Origin of the sequence: Shewanella sp. 10N.286.51.B2, from assembly GCF_041469265.1 — a bacterium.
Lineage (GTDB): Bacteria > Pseudomonadota > Gammaproteobacteria > Enterobacterales > Shewanellaceae > Shewanella.
The window spans coordinates 1-20568 of sequence record NZ_JBFRKH010000034.1; the positions used below are offsets into that span (position 1 = coordinate 1).

Annotated in this window: 20 protein-coding genes; 10 read left to right on the forward strand and 10 right to left on the reverse strand. The window is 44.6% G+C overall.

Annotated features, from left to right (window positions below; genetic code table 11):
- The 4 genes from ftsY to rpoH all read left to right on the forward strand — a co-directional run.
- A partial coding sequence (gene ftsY / locus AB4140_RS09130; RefSeq protein ID WP_372000678.1) for a signal recognition particle-docking protein FtsY occupies nt 1-1047 on the forward strand: 1047 nt, incomplete at its 5' end.
- A 6-nt stretch (nt 1048-1053) separates the two neighbouring features.
- Nucleotides 1054-1746 (forward strand): cell division ATP-binding protein FtsE, encoded by a 693-nt coding sequence (gene ftsE / locus AB4140_RS09135; RefSeq protein WP_076538182.1) that lies wholly within the window; start codon nt 1054-1056, stop codon nt 1744-1746.
- The gene (ftsX, locus tag AB4140_RS09140; RefSeq protein WP_102440146.1) at nt 1746-2711 is read left to right on the forward strand and encodes a permease-like cell division protein FtsX; all 966 of its coding nucleotides are present in this window, start codon (nt 1746-1748) and stop codon (nt 2709-2711) included. The genes ftsE and ftsX overlap by 1 nt, the downstream gene beginning before the upstream one ends.
- A 255-nt stretch (nt 2712-2966) precedes the next feature.
- Nucleotides 2967-3830 carry an RNA polymerase sigma factor RpoH gene (gene rpoH, locus AB4140_RS09145; protein ID WP_102440147.1) on the forward strand — a complete coding sequence of 288 codons (864 nt, stop codon included), beginning with the start codon at nt 2967-2969 and terminating at the stop codon, nt 3828-3830.
- 125 nt (nt 3831-3955) lie between these two features.
- On the opposite strand, the gene menE is transcribed toward rpoH, so the two are convergent.
- The 5 genes from menE to AB4140_RS09170 all read right to left on the reverse strand — a co-directional run bounded on the left by menE (nt 3956) and on the right by AB4140_RS09170 (nt 9827).
- On the reverse strand, nt 3956-5524 hold the full coding sequence (gene menE, locus AB4140_RS09150; protein WP_102531319.1) for an o-succinylbenzoate--CoA ligase: 1569 nt from the start codon (nt 5522-5524) through the stop codon (nt 3956-3958).
- A gap of 1 nt (nt 5525) precedes the next feature.
- Nucleotides 5526-6704 (reverse strand): o-succinylbenzoate synthase, encoded by a 1179-nt coding sequence (gene menC / locus AB4140_RS09155; protein ID WP_241901067.1) that lies wholly within the window; start codon nt 6702-6704, stop codon nt 5526-5528.
- Between the two features lie 11 nt (nt 6705-6715).
- Nucleotides 6716-7486 carry a 2-succinyl-6-hydroxy-2,4-cyclohexadiene-1-carboxylate synthase gene (gene menH / locus AB4140_RS09160; RefSeq protein WP_102440149.1) on the reverse strand — a complete coding sequence of 257 codons (771 nt, stop codon included), beginning with the start codon at nt 7484-7486 and terminating at the stop codon, nt 6716-6718.
- The gene (menD, locus tag AB4140_RS09165; RefSeq protein WP_372000682.1) at nt 7486-9213 is read right to left on the reverse strand and encodes a 2-succinyl-5-enolpyruvyl-6-hydroxy-3-cyclohexene-1-carboxylic-acid synthase; all 1728 of its coding nucleotides are present in this window, start codon (nt 9211-9213) and stop codon (nt 7486-7488) included. The genes menH and menD overlap by 1 nt, the downstream gene beginning before the upstream one ends.
- Nucleotides 9214-9392: 179 nt before the next feature.
- Nucleotides 9393-9827: an Lrp/AsnC family transcriptional regulator gene (locus tag AB4140_RS09170; RefSeq protein WP_102440151.1), complete on the reverse strand. Its 435-nt coding sequence runs from the start codon at nt 9825-9827 to the stop codon at nt 9393-9395.
- 140 nt (nt 9828-9967) lie between these two features.
- Here AB4140_RS09170 and yjeH point away from each other — a divergent pair, with 140 nt between their 5' ends.
- Nucleotides 9968-11242 (forward strand): L-methionine/branched-chain amino acid transporter, encoded by a 1275-nt coding sequence (gene yjeH / locus AB4140_RS09175; RefSeq protein WP_102440152.1) that lies wholly within the window; start codon nt 9968-9970, stop codon nt 11240-11242.
- A gap of 58 nt (nt 11243-11300) precedes the next feature.
- Here the strand turns inward: yjeH and AB4140_RS09180 are convergent, their stop codons facing one another.
- Together AB4140_RS09180 and AB4140_RS09185 are read right to left on the reverse strand one after the other, a co-directional pair.
- Nucleotides 11301-11750 (reverse strand): TerB family tellurite resistance protein, encoded by a 450-nt coding sequence (locus tag AB4140_RS09180; RefSeq protein ID WP_102440153.1) that lies wholly within the window; start codon nt 11748-11750, stop codon nt 11301-11303.
- A 133-nt stretch (nt 11751-11883) separates the two neighbouring features.
- Complete coding sequence (locus AB4140_RS09185; protein ID WP_102440154.1) at nt 11884-12423, reverse strand: DUF2780 domain-containing protein; 540 nt, start codon at nt 12421-12423, stop codon at nt 11884-11886.
- A gap of 180 nt (nt 12424-12603) precedes the next feature.
- Here AB4140_RS09185 and AB4140_RS09190 point away from each other — a divergent pair, with 180 nt between their 5' ends.
- Both AB4140_RS09190 and AB4140_RS09195 read left to right on the forward strand, forming a co-directional pair.
- The gene (locus AB4140_RS09190) at nt 12604-13347 is read left to right on the forward strand and encodes a hypothetical protein (RefSeq protein ID WP_102440155.1); all 744 of its coding nucleotides are present in this window, start codon (nt 12604-12606) and stop codon (nt 13345-13347) included.
- 35 nt (nt 13348-13382) lie between these two features.
- Complete coding sequence (locus AB4140_RS09195; RefSeq protein WP_102440156.1) at nt 13383-14786, forward strand: tetratricopeptide repeat protein; 1404 nt, start codon at nt 13383-13385, stop codon at nt 14784-14786.
- Nucleotides 14787-14865: 79 nt separating this feature from the next.
- Here AB4140_RS09195 and AB4140_RS09200 read toward each other — a convergent pair whose 3' ends face one another.
- On the reverse strand, nt 14866-15210 hold the full coding sequence (locus AB4140_RS09200) for a hypothetical protein (RefSeq protein ID WP_372000686.1): 345 nt from the start codon (nt 15208-15210) through the stop codon (nt 14866-14868).
- 226 nt (nt 15211-15436) lie between these two features.
- Nucleotides 15437-16414 (reverse strand): LysR family transcriptional regulator, encoded by a 978-nt coding sequence (locus tag AB4140_RS09205; RefSeq protein ID WP_102440158.1) that lies wholly within the window; start codon nt 16412-16414, stop codon nt 15437-15439.
- Nucleotides 16415-16529: 115 nt separating this feature from the next.
- On the opposite strand from AB4140_RS09205, the gene AB4140_RS09210 reads away from it, so the two are divergent.
- From AB4140_RS09210 to AB4140_RS09220, 3 genes are all read left to right on the forward strand, one after another.
- Entirely contained in the window at nt 16530-17732 is a 1203-nt protein-coding gene (locus AB4140_RS09210) for a multidrug effflux MFS transporter (RefSeq protein WP_102440159.1), read from the forward strand.
- 170 nt (nt 17733-17902) lie between these two features.
- Nucleotides 17903-18556 (forward strand): tRNA-uridine aminocarboxypropyltransferase, encoded by a 654-nt coding sequence (locus AB4140_RS09215; RefSeq protein WP_372000688.1) that lies wholly within the window; start codon nt 17903-17905, stop codon nt 18554-18556.
- 4 nt (nt 18557-18560) lie between these two features.
- Nucleotides 18561-18938, forward strand: a complete 378-nt coding sequence (locus AB4140_RS09220) for a hypothetical protein (protein ID WP_241901066.1) — start codon at nt 18561-18563, stop codon at nt 18936-18938.
- A gap of 26 nt (nt 18939-18964) precedes the next feature.
- Here AB4140_RS09220 and AB4140_RS09225 read toward each other — a convergent pair whose 3' ends face one another.
- Entirely contained in the window at nt 18965-20446 is a 1482-nt protein-coding gene (locus AB4140_RS09225; RefSeq protein ID WP_303412390.1) for an ATP-binding cassette domain-containing protein, read from the reverse strand.
- Nucleotides 20447-20568 lie beyond the last annotated feature (122 nt).

Sequence of the window (20568 nt, forward strand, 5' to 3'; positions counted from 1 at the left end):
GAACGTGCAGCAGAGCAGCAGCGTCTTGCTGACCAAGAACAAGCTCGATTGGCAGCAGAAGCCGAAGCGGCAGACGTTGAGCAAGAGCAAGTGGATGAGCCTCAGGCTAAACCGGTAAAAGAGGGCTTATTTGCCCGCTTAAAGCGTGGATTACTGCGAACCAGTGAAAACATTGGTAGCGGCTTTATGGGGATCTTCCGCGGTAAAAAAATTGACGATGACTTATTCGAAGAACTCGAAGAGCAATTATTGATTGCCGATGTGGGCGTCGAAACCACCACTCGCCTGATTGATAATTTGACCTCACAAGCATCACGTAAGCAACTTAAAGATGCCGAAGCGCTATATGATTTATTACGAGACGAATTACAAACTATTCTCGATCCAGTGGCAGTCCCTTTAGTGCCTGAAAATGCAGACGGCCCATTTGTTATTTTAATGGTCGGCGTCAATGGCGTGGGTAAAACTACCACCATTGGTAAATTAGCAAAACAGTATCAAAAACAAGGCAAATCTGTCATGTTAGCGGCTGGTGATACCTTCCGTGCAGCAGCCGTTGAGCAATTACAGGTTTGGGGACAACGTAATGACATCCCAGTGATTGCCCAACATACCGGCGCAGACAGTGCCTCGGTATTATTTGATGCATTACAAGCTGCCAAAGCGCGTAATGTTGACGTACTGATTGCCGATACGGCAGGGCGTTTACAAAATAAGAGTCATTTGATGGAAGAGCTGAAAAAAGTTGTTCGCGTCATGAAAAAATTAGACCCTAATGCGCCTCACGAGGTGATGCTAACGCTAGATGCAAGTACCGGGCAAAATGCCATTAGCCAGGCGCAGTTATTCCAAGAAGCCGTTGGGGTAACGGGGATCACCATTAGTAAATTAGATGGTACTGCAAAAGGTGGGGTTATTTTCGCCATTGCTGATAAGTTTAATATTCCGATCCGACACATAGGTGTTGGTGAGCAAATTGATGACTTACGTACTTTTAATTCCAGCGATTTCATCGAAGCATTATTTAGTCAGGAAAAGGCAGAATAGTCATTTATGATCCAGTTTGAGCAAGTCAGTAAGATTTATCCGGGTGGCCAAAAAGCACTCTCAGAAGTTAATTTTCACCTCCAACAAGGGGAAATGGCCTTTTTAACCGGACATTCTGGCGCAGGTAAAAGTACCTTGCTCAAATTGATCACTGTGATTGAGCGAGCCAGTGCCGGTAAAGTATCGATTAATGGTCATGATATTGCCAAGTTAGGGAAAAAGCATGTGCCGTATTTACGTCGCAATATCGGCATGATTTTTCAAAACCACCACTTATTAATGGATAAAAGCGTATTTGATAATATTGCGCTGCCATTAGTGATTGAAGGCTTCTCCCACGGCGAGATCCGCAAAAGAGTTGCTGGCGCACTCGACATGGTGGGGCTGTATGGCAAAGAGCGTCATTTACCCATCATGCTATCTGGCGGTGAGCAACAACGTGTTGGTATTGCCCGCGCCATTGTCAACAAACCGCCTTTATTACTGGCCGATGAACCCACAGGTAACTTAGATCCTAAGTTATCGATGGATATCTTAAGATTATTCGAAACCTTCCATGATTCTGGCACTAGCGTGCTGATTGCCACCCATGACTTAGGCTTGATTGCCCGGATGAAATACCGCACCTTAACCCTGCGTCAGGGCAAAATGCTTGGCAATGACGAGCTCTATTCTGCGACCACAGAAGGGCAAGTATAATGACCAGAAAAGTTAAAATTACCGCCAGTAAGCTGCCTTTTACGGGTCGAGTAGTGATGTTTTTTGTGCGCCACATTCAGCAAGCAATGGCGAGTGTGGGCGAGCTGTGGCGCAACCCGGTGTCCTCTGTGATGACCATGGCGGTACTTGGGGTGAGCTTAAGCTTACCTGCAGCTTTGCAAGTACTGGTTAAAAATGCCGAGAACATCACCCAGTCATGGAATAATGCTGCTGAAATATCGTTATTTATTAACGAAGGCCGCAGTGAGCAATCGATTCAAAATTTAATCCGCCGTATTAATGTATACGCTGAAGTTGATGCGGTTGACTATATAAACCGCGAGCAAGCGCTAGAAGAGTTTCAGCGCTTATCAGGCTTTGGCGAAGCATTATCTTACCTTGATAGTAACCCGTTGCCAGCCGTGGTGGTGGTAACACCTTTGGCGCGTCACTCGAGCCCTGAAGGAGCAAGACAACTATTAGTAAAGCTTGAGCGTGAGCCTGAAGTGAGCTTTGGCCGTTTAGATATTGAATGGCTTGAGCGCCTGCAAGCCATGGTCAGGTTAATTGAGCGCACGGTACTCGCCATTGCTGCGTTACTGGTATTAGCAGTGGTGTTAGTGATTGGCAATACTATTCGCTTAGCCATTATGAATCGCCGTACTGAAATTGAAGTCATGAAACTGGTCGGCGCCACAGAGTCTTTTATTCAACGGCCGTTTCTTTATACCGGTATTTGGTATGGGGTGATTGGCGGCGTGTTAGCTTGGGTTATTATCAATTTATTAGTCTGGTATCTTGATTCTGCTTTAGCTGAGTTGTTAGGTCTTTATGGTAGCCAGTTGCAAATTCAAGCCTTGAGTTTCTCTGAGCTAATTAAGTTAGTGCTACTTGCCTCGTTTTTAGGCTGGCTAGGTTCATACTTATCGGTAAGGCAGCATTTACGTGCCATTGAACCTTCTTAGGGCTTGGTTGGTATCATTTAATAGCTAAATTGATCGCGTAATAGCTAAGTTGATCGCGGCTTTGATGAATTTTTATTAACTTGTAATCGATGTGTTTTCAGTCGAGTATCAATTAGCACAAAAAATGTGCACCAACTAATCTGGTCGCCATGTTGACATATGTCGCCATATCATAGATAGTTCACAAGCTATTGCCGCCAGCTAGCTGTATAATGAGCAATAGACCGTTTTAATGTTGTTAATGTAGGAGCGCCAATGGCCTTTCAATCGCAATCTATGTCACTTACTGTCCCTAGAGGTAGTAGCAGCTTAGAAGCTTATATGCAGTCAGTCACAGGCATCGAAATGCTTGGGGCCGAAGAAGAGCATGAGTTAGCCAAGCGTTTGCAAGAAACTGGCGATCTACAAGCGGCAAAAAAACTGATTATGTCGCACCTGCGCTTTGTAGTGCATGTGGCTAAAGGTTATTCAGGATATGGTTTGCCACAGGCGGACCTTATTCAAGAAGGCAACATTGGTTTGATGAAAGCGGTAAAACGTTTTGATCCTGGTGTTGGTGTGCGCTTGGTGTCTTTTGCTGTGCATTGGATTAAAGCTGAAATTCATGAATACGTGCTTAAAAACTGGCGTATTGTGAAAGTTGCCACCACCAAAGCGCAACGTAAATTATTCTTCAACATTCGTAAAACCAAAAAGCGTTTAGGCTGGTTTAGTGATGAAGAAGTCGGCATGGTTGCCGAAAACCTTGGGGTGTCTAAAAAAGACGTCACTGAGATGGAGTCGCGTATGGCGGCTCAAGATCCTGCATTTGATTTAGCCAGCGACAATGATGATGACAGCGGTGTGGATTTTGCCCCAGTTCATTATTTAGAAGATCATTCTTCCGATGTTGCACTTGAAGTTGAAAATCAAAATTGGGAGTCAGACTCTCAAGCGCGTTTATTCTCGGCAATTAAAACCCTTGATGAACGTAGCCAACATATTTTAAGAGCGCGTTGGTTAGATGATGACAAGACAACACTACAAGAATTAGCCGCTACTTACCAAGTGTCTGCAGAGCGCATTAGACAGCTTGAAAAGAATGCCATGACCAAGCTTAAATCTTGTATGGAAATCTAACTTAGCCTCGGGTTGATTCACTTCAATCTCGCTAAAAACTAAAACCTGCTACGGCAGGTTTTTTTGTGGCTAAAAATTAGCTTTCAACTAAAGCTGTTATTAGCTGAAAGCCGTGATAAAACAGCCTAAAGTGAGTCGAGGTTATATTGGCTCTTAACCGCAGCAATGATCTGTTTGCGAGGTATTTTTAAACTGGCGGACTCAATATTATCGGGCCAAGGGTAATAGTGACGCGGGCGCTTAAAGCGAGCGATAAACTTTAATAGCAGTGCTTCAATGCTGCCAATAACCTCGGTTGTTAGCTGGGCTTGGGGAGCTTTAAATTGAATAATTGCTGCTGGTAGCAAGCTAAATTTAGCATCATATTGGCCAAACACAATGGCCTGAGCGATATCAGGGTGAGCCCTTAAGGCGGCTTCAATTTCTTCTGGGTGAATATTTTCACCACCACAGATAAACATATTGTCTACGCGGCCCAGTAAATGTAACTGACCTTGGTCATCAAATTGGCCTTGGTCATTAGTGCAAAACCAACCGTTCTCATCAACAGGACGCTCAAGTATGGGCTCTGCTCGCTGCTGTGAAGCGCTTAGGGTGTGATCAGGGCTTGCTTGTAAATAGCCTAAAAATAAACATGGGCCTTTGACCCAAATTACCCCATCAACTAGCTTTAATTGCCGCTGTGGCAGCGCTGTACCTAAATGATTAGCGCTATTAATGGCCGCGGTAGTGATTTGTGAGCTCATCTCTGACATGCCGTAACTGCAAAAAGCGCTGATGTGTAACTGAGCTAGCTGTTTAACCAGTAGCAGATCGATCGCGCCGCCACCGAGCAATAATGCTTTTACATGTTTAAGTACTGTCGCATCAGTGTCTAAAATCTGGCTTAGCTGGGCAGATACTAACGATAAGTGGCTTAATGGCGTTTGGGCTAATTGCTTAACAAGAGGCTGCTCGGTACTGAGTACTATGGTGGCAGCGGCGATGGCGCAGCGATTAACAATGGCGAGGCCGCCAATATGAAATAGCGGTAATGATAATAACCAGCTATCCCCTTTATCTAGGTTGATATTTTCAGCTGAGCCTGTGGCGCTAGCAATATGATTACTAAGGCTATGAACCACTCCTTTTGGGGTGCCACTTGATCCAGAGGTCAGAATAACATTCACTGGCTGGCTAGCGTCGATAGCGAAGGGCCTGAGTGGCTTACTGGTATTTAGGTTAAGCTTAAATGTCACCTCAGTTGTGATAGGTTGCGGCTGTGCCTGTGTGGCTAATACTGATGCTAATTGCGGTGTTAAATCAGCCTCAGACCAATAGTAATTGATGTTAAAACGCAGGCATAGTTGGCTTATTTGCGCAGCAGGAAAACGGGGTGATATCGGAAAAAATAATGCCCCTAAATCAATACAGGCCCAATACAGGCAAATCATTTCCAGATTATTACGACTAATGCAGGCCAGTCGATGATTTTTTGCAACCCCTTGGCCGCTAAGTTGCTGCGCCAATGCTAATACCAGCTGACTTAACTGAGCATAGCTAATGGCGGTTTGGGTATCGTTACTCGCAGTTGATGCACTGGCGGTTTTATTGAAACCCGCTGTGAGCTCAGCGGCGCTATTCGGTAAGATGATTGCCACTGCATTTGGATGTTCAATAGCAGTTTGGTGCAGCGGCGATATCATGTTATTCATATTAATGCTCGCTATCGGCAATAAGGATCGATGCTTGATTGAGAGCTGCAGCTTGGGTGAGATCAGCGTCTTGATTGATCGTCGCTTCAGAAATCGTTTCGCGCTGCAGTAGCACACAAACCGCTTTATTCAGTTGCCCTTGTTCATCAATAAGCGGTTCACTAAAGCTTGATAGGGTATCGAGTCCTGGGGTTTCATCTGGAGTCAGCATATAGCTTAATTTAGCCAAGTCATTAATCCCAAGGTTTGCCTCTAAACTTGAGCTTAAAATGCAGCGCACGCCATGGCTATTGGCCTTGGTAATTAACCCTGTTAATTGATTAATGCCGCCTATGATGGTGGGTTTAATTACCAGCGCGGTTAGACCTTCAAGCATGTCAAATTGATACTTGCTGTCGTTTAAGCTTTCATCTAAAGCAAAAGGAATTTTAAGGGCTTGGTAAACCTGTTGGTTTTCTGCTGGGGTTTTACATGGCTCTTCAATATATTCAATGGCCGCTTTAGGCAAACACGCTAGAAACTCAATGGCTTGCTCAGGTGTAAAGCCTTGGTTGGCATCTAAACGGAGTTTAAGCTTTGGATTAAGCTCAAGTATTTGATGAATATATTTTATTTCCTGCTCGATACTGGCTTGGGCGACTTTCACTTTAACTGAGTAGCTGCGTTTATCTAATTGGGCCAGTTTTGCTCGTAACTTATTGAGATCTGAGTCTGGTTGATAATAGAAAAGGCCAATTTTACTTTGCATTGATTGAGCATAATCATATTGGGGATGATCAAACCCGCCATCAAGCTTAAGGGCTAATAAACTTAAGCCAAATGCAGCGGATGGATAAAGCTCAGCAGATGCCAATATCTCATTAATTTGAGTAAGGCTACTGCCTATTAAGCGTGGTAATAGGGTGGTGAGTTGTTCGATAACTGCGTCAAGTGATTCATGACTAAAACCGCTGAGCGCCACGCCTTCAATGTCAGTGCCAGACAGTGGCGCTATTTCAACAAAGCTTTGTTGGCCGCTAGTTAGACTTGCTGCAATGACTAAGCCGTGGCGGATATCAATACGTTGTTTAGCTACGGGTAAATGGGGCGCCAAGTTAATTTGATAACGATATAACTCAAGCTGACTAATTCGTGGGGCATTCATTAAAACCTGGTTATTATTACTGTTAGCGGTTGCCATGAATGATGTCCTTAAGGGGTTAAAAGTTGGATGATCCTAGCGGCAAACATCTTAGGTTGCGCTTTATGGATATTGTGACCGCAATGAGCAATGGTGACTGTGTTAAGTTGCAGTTTTTGCTGCCACTGCTGGGCAAGTTGACTGAACTTACTGTCTTGTTCTCCCACTAACAGGTAGGCGGGGCAGTGTAATTGCTTCAGCACTTTTTCGCCATTTTGTTGTAACCCTAGCGAGGTACTTTTAAAACAGTGCAGCAGCGCTTGGGGATTGTTTTTACTGCGAATCGCAATCAGGTTTTTTCTAGCGTCCGTGGTTAAATTAGCAAATACTGGCTGTTGATACCATTGCTCGAGAAAGTCTCTAATAGGTTCGACGGCGAGCTTATCGGCCCACTTTTGATCGTGCTTTAGGCGTGCTTGTTTGTCGCGGCTGCTGGTTAAGCCTAAGTGCGCTGACTCCAGCAATAAACTTAATACTGCTTTGGGGTAAAGCTTGGCAATGTGCAGTGCAATACGGCCACCTAATGAATAACCTAACAAATGAAATTGGCTATAACCGAGCTGGATGACTTTATCGACAATAGACTGCGCCGCCGTTTCAAAGCCTGGGGTTGGCAATTCTAGCTGATTGTCACCATGGCCTGGTAAGTCGATACAGATACAGTGAAAGTGCTGACTTAAAATCTGTAAGCTTGCTTGCCAGTCTTCTTTTGACCCCAAAAAACCATGCAATAATACCAGTGCTGGTAAATTGGTGTCGCCAAAACGATTAATTATTGGCATTAGTGCTGCCTCACCCATTGTCCGATGAGTTTAATCTGATCGCTGGCCTGAGTTGGGCTGACATTCACTTCAATGACTGAGGTGCCTGCATATCCCATCGCATCGGCGTAGGCTTCATTAAAACTCGTTAAACTATCCACTTGATTATAGGCCAGACCAAACATGGCTGCTGCGTAGCCAAATTCTAAGCCATGGCTTAAGCGGTAATATTGCTCTCGAACGGCATCATTGGGTACCGGCAGCAGGTTAAAGATATTACCGCCGTCATTGTTTAAAATCACAATCACAAACGGGCTGTTAACGTGTTTGGTCATCGCCAGTGAGTTTAAGTCGTGCAAACTGGAAATATCCCCAATAAGCAAGGTGGTAGGCTGATTATTGGCTAATGCCACCCCAGTTGTGGTAGCGATTAAGCCATCAATACCCGATGCGCCGCGGTTAGTATAAATATCGGGTAGCTCGCAAATGATTGGTGCATACATATCGTATAAGCGTATTGGCAAGCTATTACCAATAAACCATTGATGTGATGCGCTTTGCTGCTGAGCGATATGCCGAACCACTTGCGGCTCACCAAAACTACTTTGATCAATATGCTGCGTTAGTAATGCTTCAATGTTTTGATTGTGCTCAACTAAGCTTAACGCCCAATTAGCTGCAGAGGAGCGAGGCCAATTGTTATTGCACATGGCAGTGATACTGGCTTGCCAAATTCGTTTTGATTGATGGTTTGGATCCAGTCGTTGCTGGTTTGCTAATACCTGCCAATAGCTATGCCATTGATGATTAGCAATAAAGCTGATTAAACGCTTAGAGATAAAGCGGCCACCAAACACCAAAATGCGGTCAGCTTGTTCAATAAATTTACTGGCTTTAGGATTTAGCAGCAGTTGATCGATATGGCCAATAACACTGGGGTGCTGCCTCAGTTGTGATTGCGCGTCGGCGACTATTGGCCAACCCAGTTTTTGAGATAATTCAATAATTTGCTTTGGGTTTTCTTGGGGGGATAAGGTTCCCGCCACAATGATCCCTTTGCCGTGTGCAAAACGCATCATAGTGTCTTGGCTAGGCAGATTGGTTTGAGCTAACTGGCCGTAATCCGTGTAAGGGTGAGAGTGGTTTAACCATGGCGTAATTGGCGTTACATAATCACTCATTGATTGGGCTAATTGCCCTAGGCTTTGAAGCTCTGTGGGATACAGAGGCTCTCGGTACATGCAATTGACATGTACTGGCTGGGTTAAATTTGCCACTGCTTCATCAATGGTGGTGAGCAAGGTATTAGGGCTGATGGCAAGATCCGGCGTCGGTAAATTCACTTGCTTAGCGTAATCAGCAAAAATGGCGGGCTGATTAATGGCTTGGTTAGCGCCGCAGCCAATGAGTTCAGGCGGCCTGTCGCCAGTTAAAATAATCAGCGGCACCTGAGTAAGCCAAGCTTCAATAATGGCGGGATACAGATTCGCCACCGCAGTGCCAGAAGTGGTGATGATGGCCACCGGGCTGTGACTGGCTTTAGCTAAGCCCAGCGCCATGAAACCCAGCCCACGTTCGTCAAAATGAAGGTGAGATTGCAAGCTTGACTGCGCCGCTGCGGCTAAGGTTAATGGGGTTGAGCGAGAGCCTGGCGCCATACAAACATGTTTAACACCCAGTCTGGCTAACTCTTCTAAAATGAGTGCGCCCCAAAGTAAATTGATGTCAGATGTCGGCTGTGATTGCATGTTGATAAACCTAATAGAAAACCAGTTACTAAGAAGTGTAACGCTATCAAGCTGCTATATCTAAGATTTCGGTTGGAAAATTATAAAAAGCTAGCTTGATAAGCTAAAAATAGCGCCAGTAAAGGGGAACAGATAAATTGCTACAATTCAAGCTAGCGACTTTGATTTAACCTAATAGCCTAATTACTGGGCTGGTTATTAATCCATTCACTCATCACCACGTGGGTTTTGATTTTAACGATATCGGCTTGGGCATCAATGTATTCCCGAATTTGATGTAAGCGCTTCATTGATGGGGCATTCACATACACTAATAAATCCATTTCGCCGGTAATGCCTTGGCACGTGATCACTTCAGGAATCGCGTGAAAAACATGGACTACATCAGCGCAATTAGCGCGTTCATGCTGGATTTCGAAATACGCTGAAACGCCTTCTTTTTGTGACTCGCTCAATAGCACTTGATAACCACGGATCACGCCGGTTTGTTCTAGCTTTTTGATGCGTTCAGTGACTGCGCTGCGAGATAAACTCACTTGCTCAGCAATATTTGAAATGCTTTGGCGGGCATTAAGGCGTAATGCGTTAATGATTAATTGATCGAACTTGTCCAAGGCTAACCCTCATTATGTTGGTTATTGAGCTAAATGCCGTCATTTTGTCGGTTTGTTCGGTGATCTTGCAGGTGATATGCTGCAGTTTGACAAGCGCTATCAGCTTATACTCTTACTAAATATCACTATAGATAAAGACAATGAATCAAATTACAGCAAGCATAGGGCGCTGGCAAGGCGCAGGACTGATGGCCACCACTTTGCTGGGCACTGGGGTATTTATATTGCCACAGATGACCATAGAGGTGGCTGGGAGTGGCGCTTTACTGGCGTGGATTATACTCACAGTCGCCATATTGCCGGTGGCAGTGGTATTTGGCTTGCTGGCAAGTCGCTTCCCCCATGCCGCAGGGCCAGCTTATTTTATTGAAAAAGCCTTTGGTATCACAGCAGGGCGCACCATAGGGCTGATTTTTTTATTAGTGATCCCCATTGGCGCCCCCGCAGCCATTTTAATGACCTTTCAATTTATGGATGCGCTGGTTGCTATAACAGGTTGGGGGCAATTGGCCGCCGAAATCGCCATTGTTGCTGTGTTATTGCTGCTTAATTATCGCGGCATTCAAGTGTCTGCCAAATTACAGTTTGGGCTAACACTGGCCATTGTGGCTGTAGTGACTGTGCTATTTGGCAGCAGCGGCGCCAACCTTGGGCAATTAACCTCGCTCTCTGCAGTCGCTAAACCAGAAGCGGCGAGCGTGATGTTAGCCATGGGCATCGGTTTTTGGAGCTTTTTAGGCATAGAAGCCATGACCCATTTAGCCAATGACTTTCGCGACCCGAAAAAAGATATGTTACCAGCAATGATGTTAGGCACTGTGTTGGTGGGGATTATTTATCTGGTATGCACCTTGTTGTTATTAATTGTGCCAGCTGAAGCTGAGGGCCTTGCAATGGTGCATGCTTTTAATCAGCTATTGAGCGGTTTGGGTGTGCCTGCCATTGGGGCGCAAGTTATCGGTGTATTAGGCATAGCAAGTGGCTTGGCAACGGTAAATGTATATTGTGCCAGTGCAGCGCGGCTACTTTGGAGTTTTAGCCAGCAAGGAATATTGCCCAAGTATTTTGAAAAATTGAACTCATACGGCGTACCTTTGCGGGCATTGGTGACCATTTTAGTGACTATGGTGATGGTTATTGTACTGACATTTATCACTGAGCAGAAACTTGAAGATCTGATTGCCTGGAGTAATGGGGTGTTTGTGATTATCTATTTATTAACCATGTTGTCAGCGGCAAAGTTACTCAGTAAAGCTTACTTACCTTTGGTGGTGGCGGGCTGTGTATTTTGTATTGGAGTGGGCTACGCACTCGCTGAGAATATGTGGTATTCGTGCATCTTAGTGCTGACCGTTGCGCCCTTCATCTATTGGCAGAAAAATCATTTAACTCGTAAGGCGCTAATAAGTGATTAGCTATAAGAGCTTAATTTTGTGAGGCTACCTCGACGCGAGTTAGGCCCTCAAAGAGCCCTTAACGTTGCTCCATGGCGATATTACGCATTTGAATAACTTCACTGTGCTTTAAATGCAGCAAATCTGCGGTGCGGCGAATGATTTGATCTTCATTGCGGCACAGTTTGCCGTCGGAGTAGGCAAGCTTCCACATCCCCAGTAACAGTTTCTGTTTTTGGGCGATGGAGCATTGGGCGTTTATTTCAGCGGTAAACTCGTACAATGAGGTGGCATTGCCTTGAATCAATTTGGCTTCAGCGATGAGCTCATCAGCGGCTTGCAGAGTCAAACCGAGATTCTTAGTGAGCATAGCTGGCAACATGGCCACCTCTTGCTCATCAAGGGTTTCATCTGCGTACATGACTTCAAGTAATAAACTGGCAGCAGCGAGATTAAGCTGACGCGCTTGATCTTCTGGGGTGGTCGCTTGGGTATGGGATTGTAAGAACTGTTTTAATTTAGCAATCATATTGCCTCCAATAAACAAAACGATGTATGCAGCTGTGTCAGCCTATGTGATGACTTTAGCTTAACAGAGACAATAATGCCGAGCGAATGGCTCGGCATTAATTAAAATTAATCCATTAACGATACCGCAAATGTTACATGATTGAACCAAGGCCTTTCATCAACATATCAACTGTGCCTTCAGAGCCGTTGCTTTCTAGATAAGACTTGGCAATATCGACCATAGGCGCCACGTATTCTTTTTTAATTCCAAGTGCTTCAAAGGTGTCATATACCATGCTCGCGCCTTCAAGTGACTTACCAATATCACCAGCTTGAGACAATAACCCTGTCATACCTGAATCTGAAGATAGTGCTGGCACTGCTGCCAATAGCGCATCAGTACCGGGAATGCTATCTGAAATTTGGCTAAAGTCTGAATCGCCCAAGTTAGATTGCGCTAAGCTTAGCAATGCCCCTAAACCACCTTCAGCTTGCTGCTGGTTTAACCCCAGCTGTGACATGACATTACCAACTAAATCAGTTGATTGTGCATCAGCAACCGCTTCAGTAGCGGCGACGGTTTCAACTTTTTCTTCATCACTACCAAAAATGTTATCTAACCATCCAGCTTGAGCGGGTGTGGTGACTGCAAATGCGGTTAATAAAAGGCTTACTGCGGGAGTCATTTTCATTGTGGCCGTCCTGTAGGTAATAATAATTGGATACTTTGGTTAACATTGTAACGCTATTAACAAAATTGTGACAATTGATTTAGGGAACTTCAGTCTAATGACGATATCAATTGTGCAAAAAACTGCTTTTTTCGGTATCCTTAGCAGTATATTTATCTTTTTTTGATTATTGGAACCCCCATGTCATTGTCTGCAATTTTGACTGAAGCATATAATTTCTTTCGTAACCACATTGTACAATTAGCATCATTAACAGTACCGTTGCTGCTACTCCAAGTCGTGATCCAATTATGGTTAGGCAGTGAACTGGCAGCCCAAGCAGAAGTAGAAGTACCACAATTTGGTGCAATGCATGGCGCTGCGATGATGGCGTTATTGCTGATTTTTTCACTGTTGATTTCGGCGCTAACCTTGTACCTAGAGGTGCGATCTCGTGGTCATGAAGTGACCCCAGGGATGATATTGAAAAACAGCTTCACTTTCGTGCCGCCGCTATTATTAGCTGGGGTGTTTTCTGGTTTAGCTATTTTAGCGCCGGTAATGCTGTTTGCTGTGTTTGGGCCGTTTTGGGTTGTAGGTTTGGCGATAAGCTTCTATTTATTTGCCCGTTTAGCTTACGTAAACTTTATGGTGATTGTAGAGCGCCTAACGCCACTAGAAGCCATTAAGAACAGCTTTAAGTTTTCATCTCCTATTGTGCTGAAAACAATGGCTATTTTGATGATGTATATTCCATTGTCATTAGTGGGCGGTACGGTATTATCTCTCGCTGAATTTGGCGGTTTTCCACTACAGGTGATCATCGACACTGTATTCGCATTCTTAGGCCTGTTTGTAAACGTGGCTTTATTCAGATTGTATATGGTTAATCGCAGCACTGATGTTAGCGAAGATGATACCAACAGCGATCATACCGAAATCTAATTAAGTGAGTTGATAGCCTTGAGGAGTTGCCCGAAGTGTTAAATGATATTGAGCTGATAGGCAGCTTCTCTCCTGACATTGTTGAAGATTACACTAAAGCCAAGAGCTATGTGCGAGATATTCCCACCCAGGCTTTGGTGTTTGTCAGAAGTTTTACCCATCAAGTTACTGCGTTAATCGCGGCTAAGCAGTCGCTAAAATTCACTAGCCCCAATTTATATGATCGCATCGAGCAGTTAAATCGCATGCGCTTGATTGATGTGCCTACGACGCGCGCGCTACATAAACTTCGTAGTGACGGTAATCGTGGCGCTCATCCTGAGAAATACCATCTAACCCAAGAGCAATTGGTTACGCTCGCTGAAAAAACCATTAAAAATAGCTTAGGGTTAATTGAGCTGCTATATCCGAAAGTCCACCAAAAAGCTGCGCCAGCATATAAATTTGAAGCTTTTGATTCTTTTGCTGGGCGAGAGTTGTGTTATCAAGCTGTCATGCATAATGATCCCCAAGCGCAATATCTGGTGGGGATGTCGCTCAAGTCAAAAGCATTAATGCAGCAAGAGCAGGAGCAGTCGCTGCAGCAACCTGAACTTGAACAGGCCGAGTCAATCAGCACCTTTAAACAGGCGGCTTACTGGTTTGAGCTTGCGGCAACGGCGCATCATCAAGGTTTATTTGAACACGGTGTGGCGCTACTGCATGGTTACAGTGGTCATAAAGACGCGCTAAAAGGCGAGCAAGCCATTGAGCAAGCAGCACAAGCAGGTGTGATTGAAGCTAAAGCCTTATTGGGTTATTTCTATTTAGTGGGCTCTAAGCAGTTTCCGCAGGATATGGCATTAGCCGCGAATTGGCTTGAACAGGCCGCCGTGGCAGAAAATGCAGAAGCGATGTCGAATTTGGGGGTACTGTATTATCAGCAGCAACAGTTAACCGATGCATTTGAGTGGATTAGTAAAGCCGCCCAGACAGGTTATCCCCATGCGCAATACCATTTAGCCTTAATGCTCCATAATGGTGAAGGCTGTGAGGCTGATGCTAATACCAGTGAGCATTGGTTGGCAGAAGCGGCTGAGCAAGGTCAGCTTGATGCCATGTTTGCCCGCGCGCAGCACATGTTAAATGACGATGCTGGTTTGGGTAGCGATGGCTGTTTAGCCGAGCGCTACTTACGTGATGTGATCAATTATGGCCGCAGTGTCCCTGCTATGATTGAACTGAGTGTCGCTTTGGCCGATGGCATGTTAGGCCGCATTGATGTGGTGGAATCGGCATCCTTGTTAAAGCTGGCAAAACAGCATGCGAATGAACAACAAGCTGAAATTATTGACCCCATTTGGTTGTCGCTGCAAATTCAAATTGATAATGTGATTGGGCTTAAGCCCAGTGAACAAGAGTTAAAGTCATTGCAATATGCGCAGCATATTTTGGCTTAATCGTTTCATACATCCCAGATACCAAAACACCGCCAGCTGGCGGTGTTTTCATTGGTATAGCTAAACGCTAAGCAGCTTGTTAATCAGGATTGTGCTCGAAAGTGCGACCCGTGCTGCTGGGTTTGGCTTTTCGGAACATCTCTGATTTGTAGATAGATGATTCTCGCTGCATGTTGGGATTGCTACGATAAAACTCATTTGCTTGAGACTGCTGGCTGAAAATAGGCTGCATTCTAGGGGCTAGGTATTTACGCCCTAATAAGTTCAATCCGATGAAGCTGACTAGAGCAAACATCAGTAAAAACGGTAATAACACTAACGAGGTCAACGAAATCCCGATCACTAATAGCAATGATAATAGTGGGTGAAAATTCCCTAGGCGCTGTTTTAAATTTGTTTGATTAAACATTTGGTTAAAGTTCATTGTTACTCCTAAAATAACCTTTGAACATCGTCATCAAAATAGCACTGGATGACGATGAATTTAATACTTGAAGCATGACTATCGATGATCCCAGCGCCTAGGTCACGTTAATCATGGTTAATGTTTGTGCATTTTTGCGGCAATCTGGGCAGCAATTTGAGCCAAATTTTATCGTCAGTGATTGTGTTATGAAAAATGGGCTGGCTTATATTGCAGTATTGGGCGATTAAACCTGCGTGACAGCCGTTTGTTTTATCGCTTCTTCTACACTGCCACAAATGATATTTCTTAACCAAAGGTGACCCGGCGCTTGGCTGTTGCGTTCATGCCACAGTAGTACATAGGCCATGGGCATAAACTCAAATGGTAGCGGAATTTCAACCAGTGGATAAAGTAGTGCAGCATGCCTTGCAAAGCTCGATGGCAAAGTAAAAATTAAGTCACTGTGGGCGCAAATACTGGCAGCGCCATAAAAATCTGGCACGGTAGAGCTAATACGCCGATGTAAGTTTTTCTCTGCAAGATGGTAATCCAGCGCCCACCAATCATTGCCTTCACAGCGCACCTGCACATGAGCCATTTGCAGGTACAGCTCTCTATTCCAGTGACCGGCTTTAATTTGTGCCATTAGCGGATGATCTTGGCGGATTAAGCACACTTGCCTATCTTTAAATAAGGTCTGATATTTAATCCCATCAGGCAGTTGCTCTATTTTCAAATCAGCTTGAGGATGAGTATCACGACCTGCAATGCCAAAATCGATTTGCCCCAACTGTAAGTCTTGCATCGACTTTTCAGTCCACACATAAGAGTCTAACTTTACATTGGGTGCTTCTCTTAAAATGGTGCCGATAAAATACGGTAGCAAGGTTTCGTAGGCGCTTTCGACCATGGCAAATGAAAAATGCTGGTGGCTACTGGCAGCAATAAAGCTTGGTGGCTGCACTATTTGATGCAAACTTTGCAGAAGTTGAGGTAATTGTTGGGCAAGATTTACCGCATGGGCAGTGGGCTTTAACCCATGAGCTGTACGCTGAAATAGCGGGTCGTCTAAGGTTGCCCGTAGTCGGTTAAGGCTTTTGCTTAACGCTGACTGACTTAAATGCAGGCGGTTTGCGGCGCGAGTGACCGATTGTTCTTCAAGTAAGACTTGTAGAATGACCAGCAGGTTTAAGTCTATTTTAGCGAGATTATCAATATTCATGTGATATTCCTCAAGGGAAATTTACTTAGGAAATAATACCATTTCTATTCATACCATGAGTAGTCTAAAATGCCGCCCAATTAATCATTACCATGAAATGTAAGAGACCAATTCAATGAGACGTAACCTGCTACCAATACTGATGTTTATGGTGCTACTGAGCCCATTAGCCATCGATATATATTTACCATCCATGCCAACCATGGCGCTAGAGTATGGGGTAAGTGGTAGCCAAATTCAGTCAACATTAGTGTTGTTTTTGTTTGCCATGGGGCTGGGACAAATCCTAATTGGCCCATTAGCCGATCGCTTTGGCCGTAAGCCAATCGCCTTATTCGGTATTGTGTTATATGGCGTGAGCAGCCTAATTGGCGCGATGGCGGTGGAGTTTGAAGTATTGCAACTTGCACGTGTTCTGCAAGGCTTGGCAGCTTGTTCTACTTCGATTGTGGTATTCAGTGCGGTTCGAGACTGCTATACCAGTCAAGAAAGCGTCAAAATGTACAGTTATTTAAATGGCGCTATTTGCGTTATTCCGGCACTGGCACCAACATTGGGCGGCTTATTAGCCCTGCAGTTTGGCTGGCGTTCAACCTTTATCTTTATGGCGCTGTACGCCATCATCGTATTGGCTATCGTTATTTTTAAATTCCCTGAAACTCGCCCAGCAAGCACAGACACTAGCGGTAAGCTTTATCGCTGGGGACGTTACAAGCCAGTATTAAGCGACCCACACTTCATGTTTTATGCTGCAACCTGTATGGCAGCAATGGCATCTATCATCACCTACGTATCATATTCGCCTATGTGGTTAATTGGCCATCTAGGGGTCAGTGAGTTGGCATTTAGTGGCTTATTTGGCCTCAATGCGGCAGTCAATATCGCGGCTTGTTTTGCTGCGCCAGTGTTAGTTAAGCGCATTGGTAATCGCCCAGGTGTGGTGGTGGCATTAACCTTGATGCTCATCGCGGCAGTCCTTGAGGTGGTGATGCAACTTGTAGGACCTGAAACCGGTTTAGCTGCAGGCTTTAGCTTTATGCTACCTATGATGCTGCTATGTATTGGTTTTGCGATATTACTCGGCCCAGCAACTTCAATGGCATTATCAGCCTTTGGTGAGCGCGCCGGTACGGCAGCAGCTATGTTAGGTTGTATTCAAATGAGCGGCGCATCAGTATTGGCGGCGTTAATTCAAATGACCGATATCACCGCACCTTATGCGGTAGCGATATTAATGGGCGGCTTGTCACTGGTGCTACTCATTATTATGTCATCAAAACGCTTGAATCATTTACATGTTGAGCAAGTTCATCCTTAAATTATAGGTAAGTCTTATTTAAATCATGGTGTTATGATTTAAAGGGTGCTAAGTCAATAAATCAGTCAACGCCGCAAATTAGTTTGCGGCGTTTTAATTTATTTAGATTATAAAATTCAGTTACAGGCTCTTAATTACACAGCATTCTTATTTATTGTAATTGGTATAAAATGGCCTTTAATTGTATTGATATGTTCAAGGAGTGGGTTATTAGAATTATCTGTAAAAGTTGTGGCTACCCACAGTCTGCTTGTATCTGTGATAGCGTGACTAAGATGGAGGCTAAAACTGAGGTGATTGTGCTGCAGCACCCCTCTGAAGTTGAGCATGCAAAAAATACTGTTAAATTGCTGAGTTTAACCCTGCCGCAAACTCAAGTGGTGGTGGGTGAGAGCGCTGATGACTTTGCGCCATTGCGACAACAGCTGGCTGCGGCCAATAAACCTGTGTATCTGGTGTATCCCTGTGAAAATAGTCAAAATGCTGCGGACTCGTCAGTACCAGCAGATTGCTGCATTTTATTAATTGATGGCACCTGGCGCAAAGCATTCAAAATGTTGCAGCTTAATCCGTGGTTATTGGAGCTTCCGGCATTGCATATTGAATTTGAAGGGGTTTCACAATATCTTATTCGCAAGGCCAAACGTAGCGACAGTTTATCAACACTGGAAGCCACCGCTTATACTTTACAAGCAATCGATAGCGAACTTGATATCAGCCCGCTATTTAGTGCCTTTGATGCCATGGTGCAACATAAGCTCAATGCCATGCCTGCTGAGGTGCGAGCCCGTTATATTGAGTCTAAAAACAACCAGGAAGGTTAATAGTATGTCGCTAAACTTATATTCAAACAGTCTATTAAGGCTAATGAGCAAGCTATTACTGCTTTCAAGTTTGCTAGGCGTTATTGCCGTGGCTGCTCAGGCATCTGATAAGCCGCGACTGACCTTGTCGCAACAAGCTGAGCAAGGTCGAATCGACTCGAAAAAGACGGAGCAAAGTCAGCTTGAAAAAGCCCGCCAAGCAGCCAGCGACACCAGCAGTCGTGAGCAAGAAATTATTGAACGCCAAGAGCCTGGTGAGTGGCAACAACAGCAGTTAGAGAAATCTCAAGCGCAGTTTCAACAGCGAGAATCTCGGGCGGATAAATATTTGCGTGAGGCTAAAGAAGCTGCAGCTAAAGAGCGTAAAATCGAAGAAAAGTAAGCGCTTTGGCAATGCAGCACTATTAACTAGCTGATTAGCGCTTTATAGCCACCGGTTTTTGCATCGGCAACAAATTCCAGATAGTTATTAATACTGTCTAAACTGTCCTCATGGTAATGGGACACATATAGCAGCTGACTGAGGTTTTCTCTGGCGATCAGTTCTAGGGTATTTTTGACTAAGCGAATACCCAGATAATCTAACCCTTGATAGGGTTCATCTAAAATCAATAATGTCGGCTGTTTCACTAATGCTCTGGCAATTAACAATAGTCGCTGTTGGCTGTAATCCAGTTGCTTAAACGAGACTTTGGCATAGTGGGACATATGCAAAATGCTGAGCCAATCTTGGGCGATATCTTGCTGGGCTTGGGTGGCTTTTTGGTACAGGCCGATAGAGTCATAAAAGCCGGATAAAATCACATCTTTAGCGCTGCAACCGACGCGATACTGCAAGTGTAATGCCGATGACACCATGCCGATATGCTGCTTTATTTCCCAAATACTTTCTCCAGTGCCACGTTGCTTACCAAAGATATGAATATCATTGCTGTAGCATTGTGGGTGGTCGCCAAAAATAAGCCCTAACAAGGTACTTTTACCACAGCCATTGGGCCCTTTTACCTGCCAGTGTTGGCCTTTATCAATGCGCCAATTAACCTCAGTAAAAATGGTTTTATCACTGTAAGCCACCTTGCCATTTTTAAGTTCAAAGATGGGGTTATCAAATGGGCTTTGATGGCGGTGGCGCTGCATGATAGCCAGCATCTGCTCGCTTTGGACTTTAGATTGGGCGGTAATTTGGCTTATAACAGGGTGTTGCTCCCAGCTGGCTTTATCCATGATGCTATCAAGTTTGCTGTGGCTGAATATAGCAATCTGATCTATCCATGTGGGCATATCTTCCTCGCGAGAAAATATCACCATCATTTGAATATCAAGCTGACTTAGATAAGCCGTTAAGCTTTGACGATGGCTAATGTCGAGCCCTGAATAGGGATTATCTAACACTAAAAAATCCGGCTCGCTAGCAAGGGCAATGGCTAGCATCACGCGACGGGTTTCGCCCGTTGAAAGTTCACGAAACCCGCGCTGTTGCAGCTGAACTAAATCAAGCTCCTCAAGCAGTTTGTCGGTTAATGTTTGCTTATGGCAATGGGCAAAAATTAATCCCGCGACCGTAGTGCCTTTATCGGCATAATCTAAAAAGTCACTGTCATCATTGGCGAGTTCAAGTGCTAATAACCTTTGTTGCTCAGCGAGTGAGACCTGAGCAACTCGGCCTGAGGTTTTATGTATCGAACCTGCGGTGACCTCAATGCTTGATGTATTTGATGTGTCAGAGCCAACGCCCACAGGTACATCTGCTAATAAGTCACCGAGCATGGCGCCAATATCACTGTGGGCGCTGAATACTCCCCAGGATTGGCGATCTTCAATTAACCACTGTTCAATCTCCAATGAGTTACTAGCACCGGCTGCGGTTAATTGCTCAAAGGTGATTTTCATGGGCTTGGACTCTCGATTTAAATTTAATAGTGGCCATAGATTATCAACACAATGTCATCAACCATAGTGTTTATTGAGCCACTCTACATAAATCGACACAATTTCAAATGTGCTTTGGATAA

What these genes read in the sequence shown, in the direction of transcription:
- menE (WP_102531319.1), bottom strand. Translation starts at nt 5,524, where the DNA reads ATGAATAACATGATATCGCCGCTGCACCAAACTGCTATTGAACATCCA.
- AB4140_RS09185 (WP_102440154.1), bottom strand. Translation starts at nt 12,423, where the DNA reads ATGAAAATGACTCCCGCAGTAAGCCTTTTATTAACCGCATTTGCAGTC.
- rpoH (WP_102440147.1), top strand. Translation starts at nt 2,967, where the DNA reads ATGGCCTTTCAATCGCAATCTATGTCACTTACTGTCCCTAGAGGTAGT.
- AB4140_RS09200 (WP_372000686.1), bottom strand. Translation starts at nt 15,210, where the DNA reads ATGAACTTTAACCAAATGTTTAATCAAACAAATTTAAAACAGCGCCTA.
- menD (WP_372000682.1), bottom strand. Translation starts at nt 9,213, where the DNA reads ATGCAATCACAGCCGACATCTGACATCAATTTACTTTGGGGCGCACTC.
- AB4140_RS09180 (WP_102440153.1), bottom strand. Translation starts at nt 11,750, where the DNA reads ATGATTGCTAAATTAAAACAGTTCTTACAATCCCATACCCAAGCGACC.
- AB4140_RS09220 (WP_241901066.1), top strand. Translation starts at nt 18,561, where the DNA reads ATGTCGCTAAACTTATATTCAAACAGTCTATTAAGGCTAATGAGCAAG.
- ftsX (WP_102440146.1), top strand. Translation starts at nt 1,746, where the DNA reads ATGACCAGAAAAGTTAAAATTACCGCCAGTAAGCTGCCTTTTACGGGT.
- AB4140_RS09215 (WP_372000688.1), top strand. Translation starts at nt 17,903, where the DNA reads ATGGCCTTTAATTGTATTGATATGTTCAAGGAGTGGGTTATTAGAATT.
- AB4140_RS09205 (WP_102440158.1), bottom strand. Translation starts at nt 16,414, where the DNA reads ATGAATATTGATAATCTCGCTAAAATAGACTTAAACCTGCTGGTCATT.
- AB4140_RS09210 (WP_102440159.1), top strand. Translation starts at nt 16,530, where the DNA reads ATGAGACGTAACCTGCTACCAATACTGATGTTTATGGTGCTACTGAGC.
- yjeH (WP_102440152.1), top strand. Translation starts at nt 9,968, where the DNA reads ATGAATCAAATTACAGCAAGCATAGGGCGCTGGCAAGGCGCAGGACTG.
- ftsE (WP_076538182.1), top strand. Translation starts at nt 1,054, where the DNA reads ATGATCCAGTTTGAGCAAGTCAGTAAGATTTATCCGGGTGGCCAAAAA.
- AB4140_RS09225 (WP_303412390.1), bottom strand. Translation starts at nt 20,446, where the DNA reads ATGAAAATCACCTTTGAGCAATTAACCGCAGCCGGTGCTAGTAACTCA.
- menH (WP_102440149.1), bottom strand. Translation starts at nt 7,486, where the DNA reads ATGCCAATAATTAATCGTTTTGGCGACACCAATTTACCAGCACTGGTA.
- AB4140_RS09190 (WP_102440155.1), top strand. Translation starts at nt 12,604, where the DNA reads ATGTCATTGTCTGCAATTTTGACTGAAGCATATAATTTCTTTCGTAAC.
- menC (WP_241901067.1), bottom strand. Translation starts at nt 6,704, where the DNA reads ATGGCAACCGCTAACAGTAATAATAACCAGGTTTTAATGAATGCCCCA.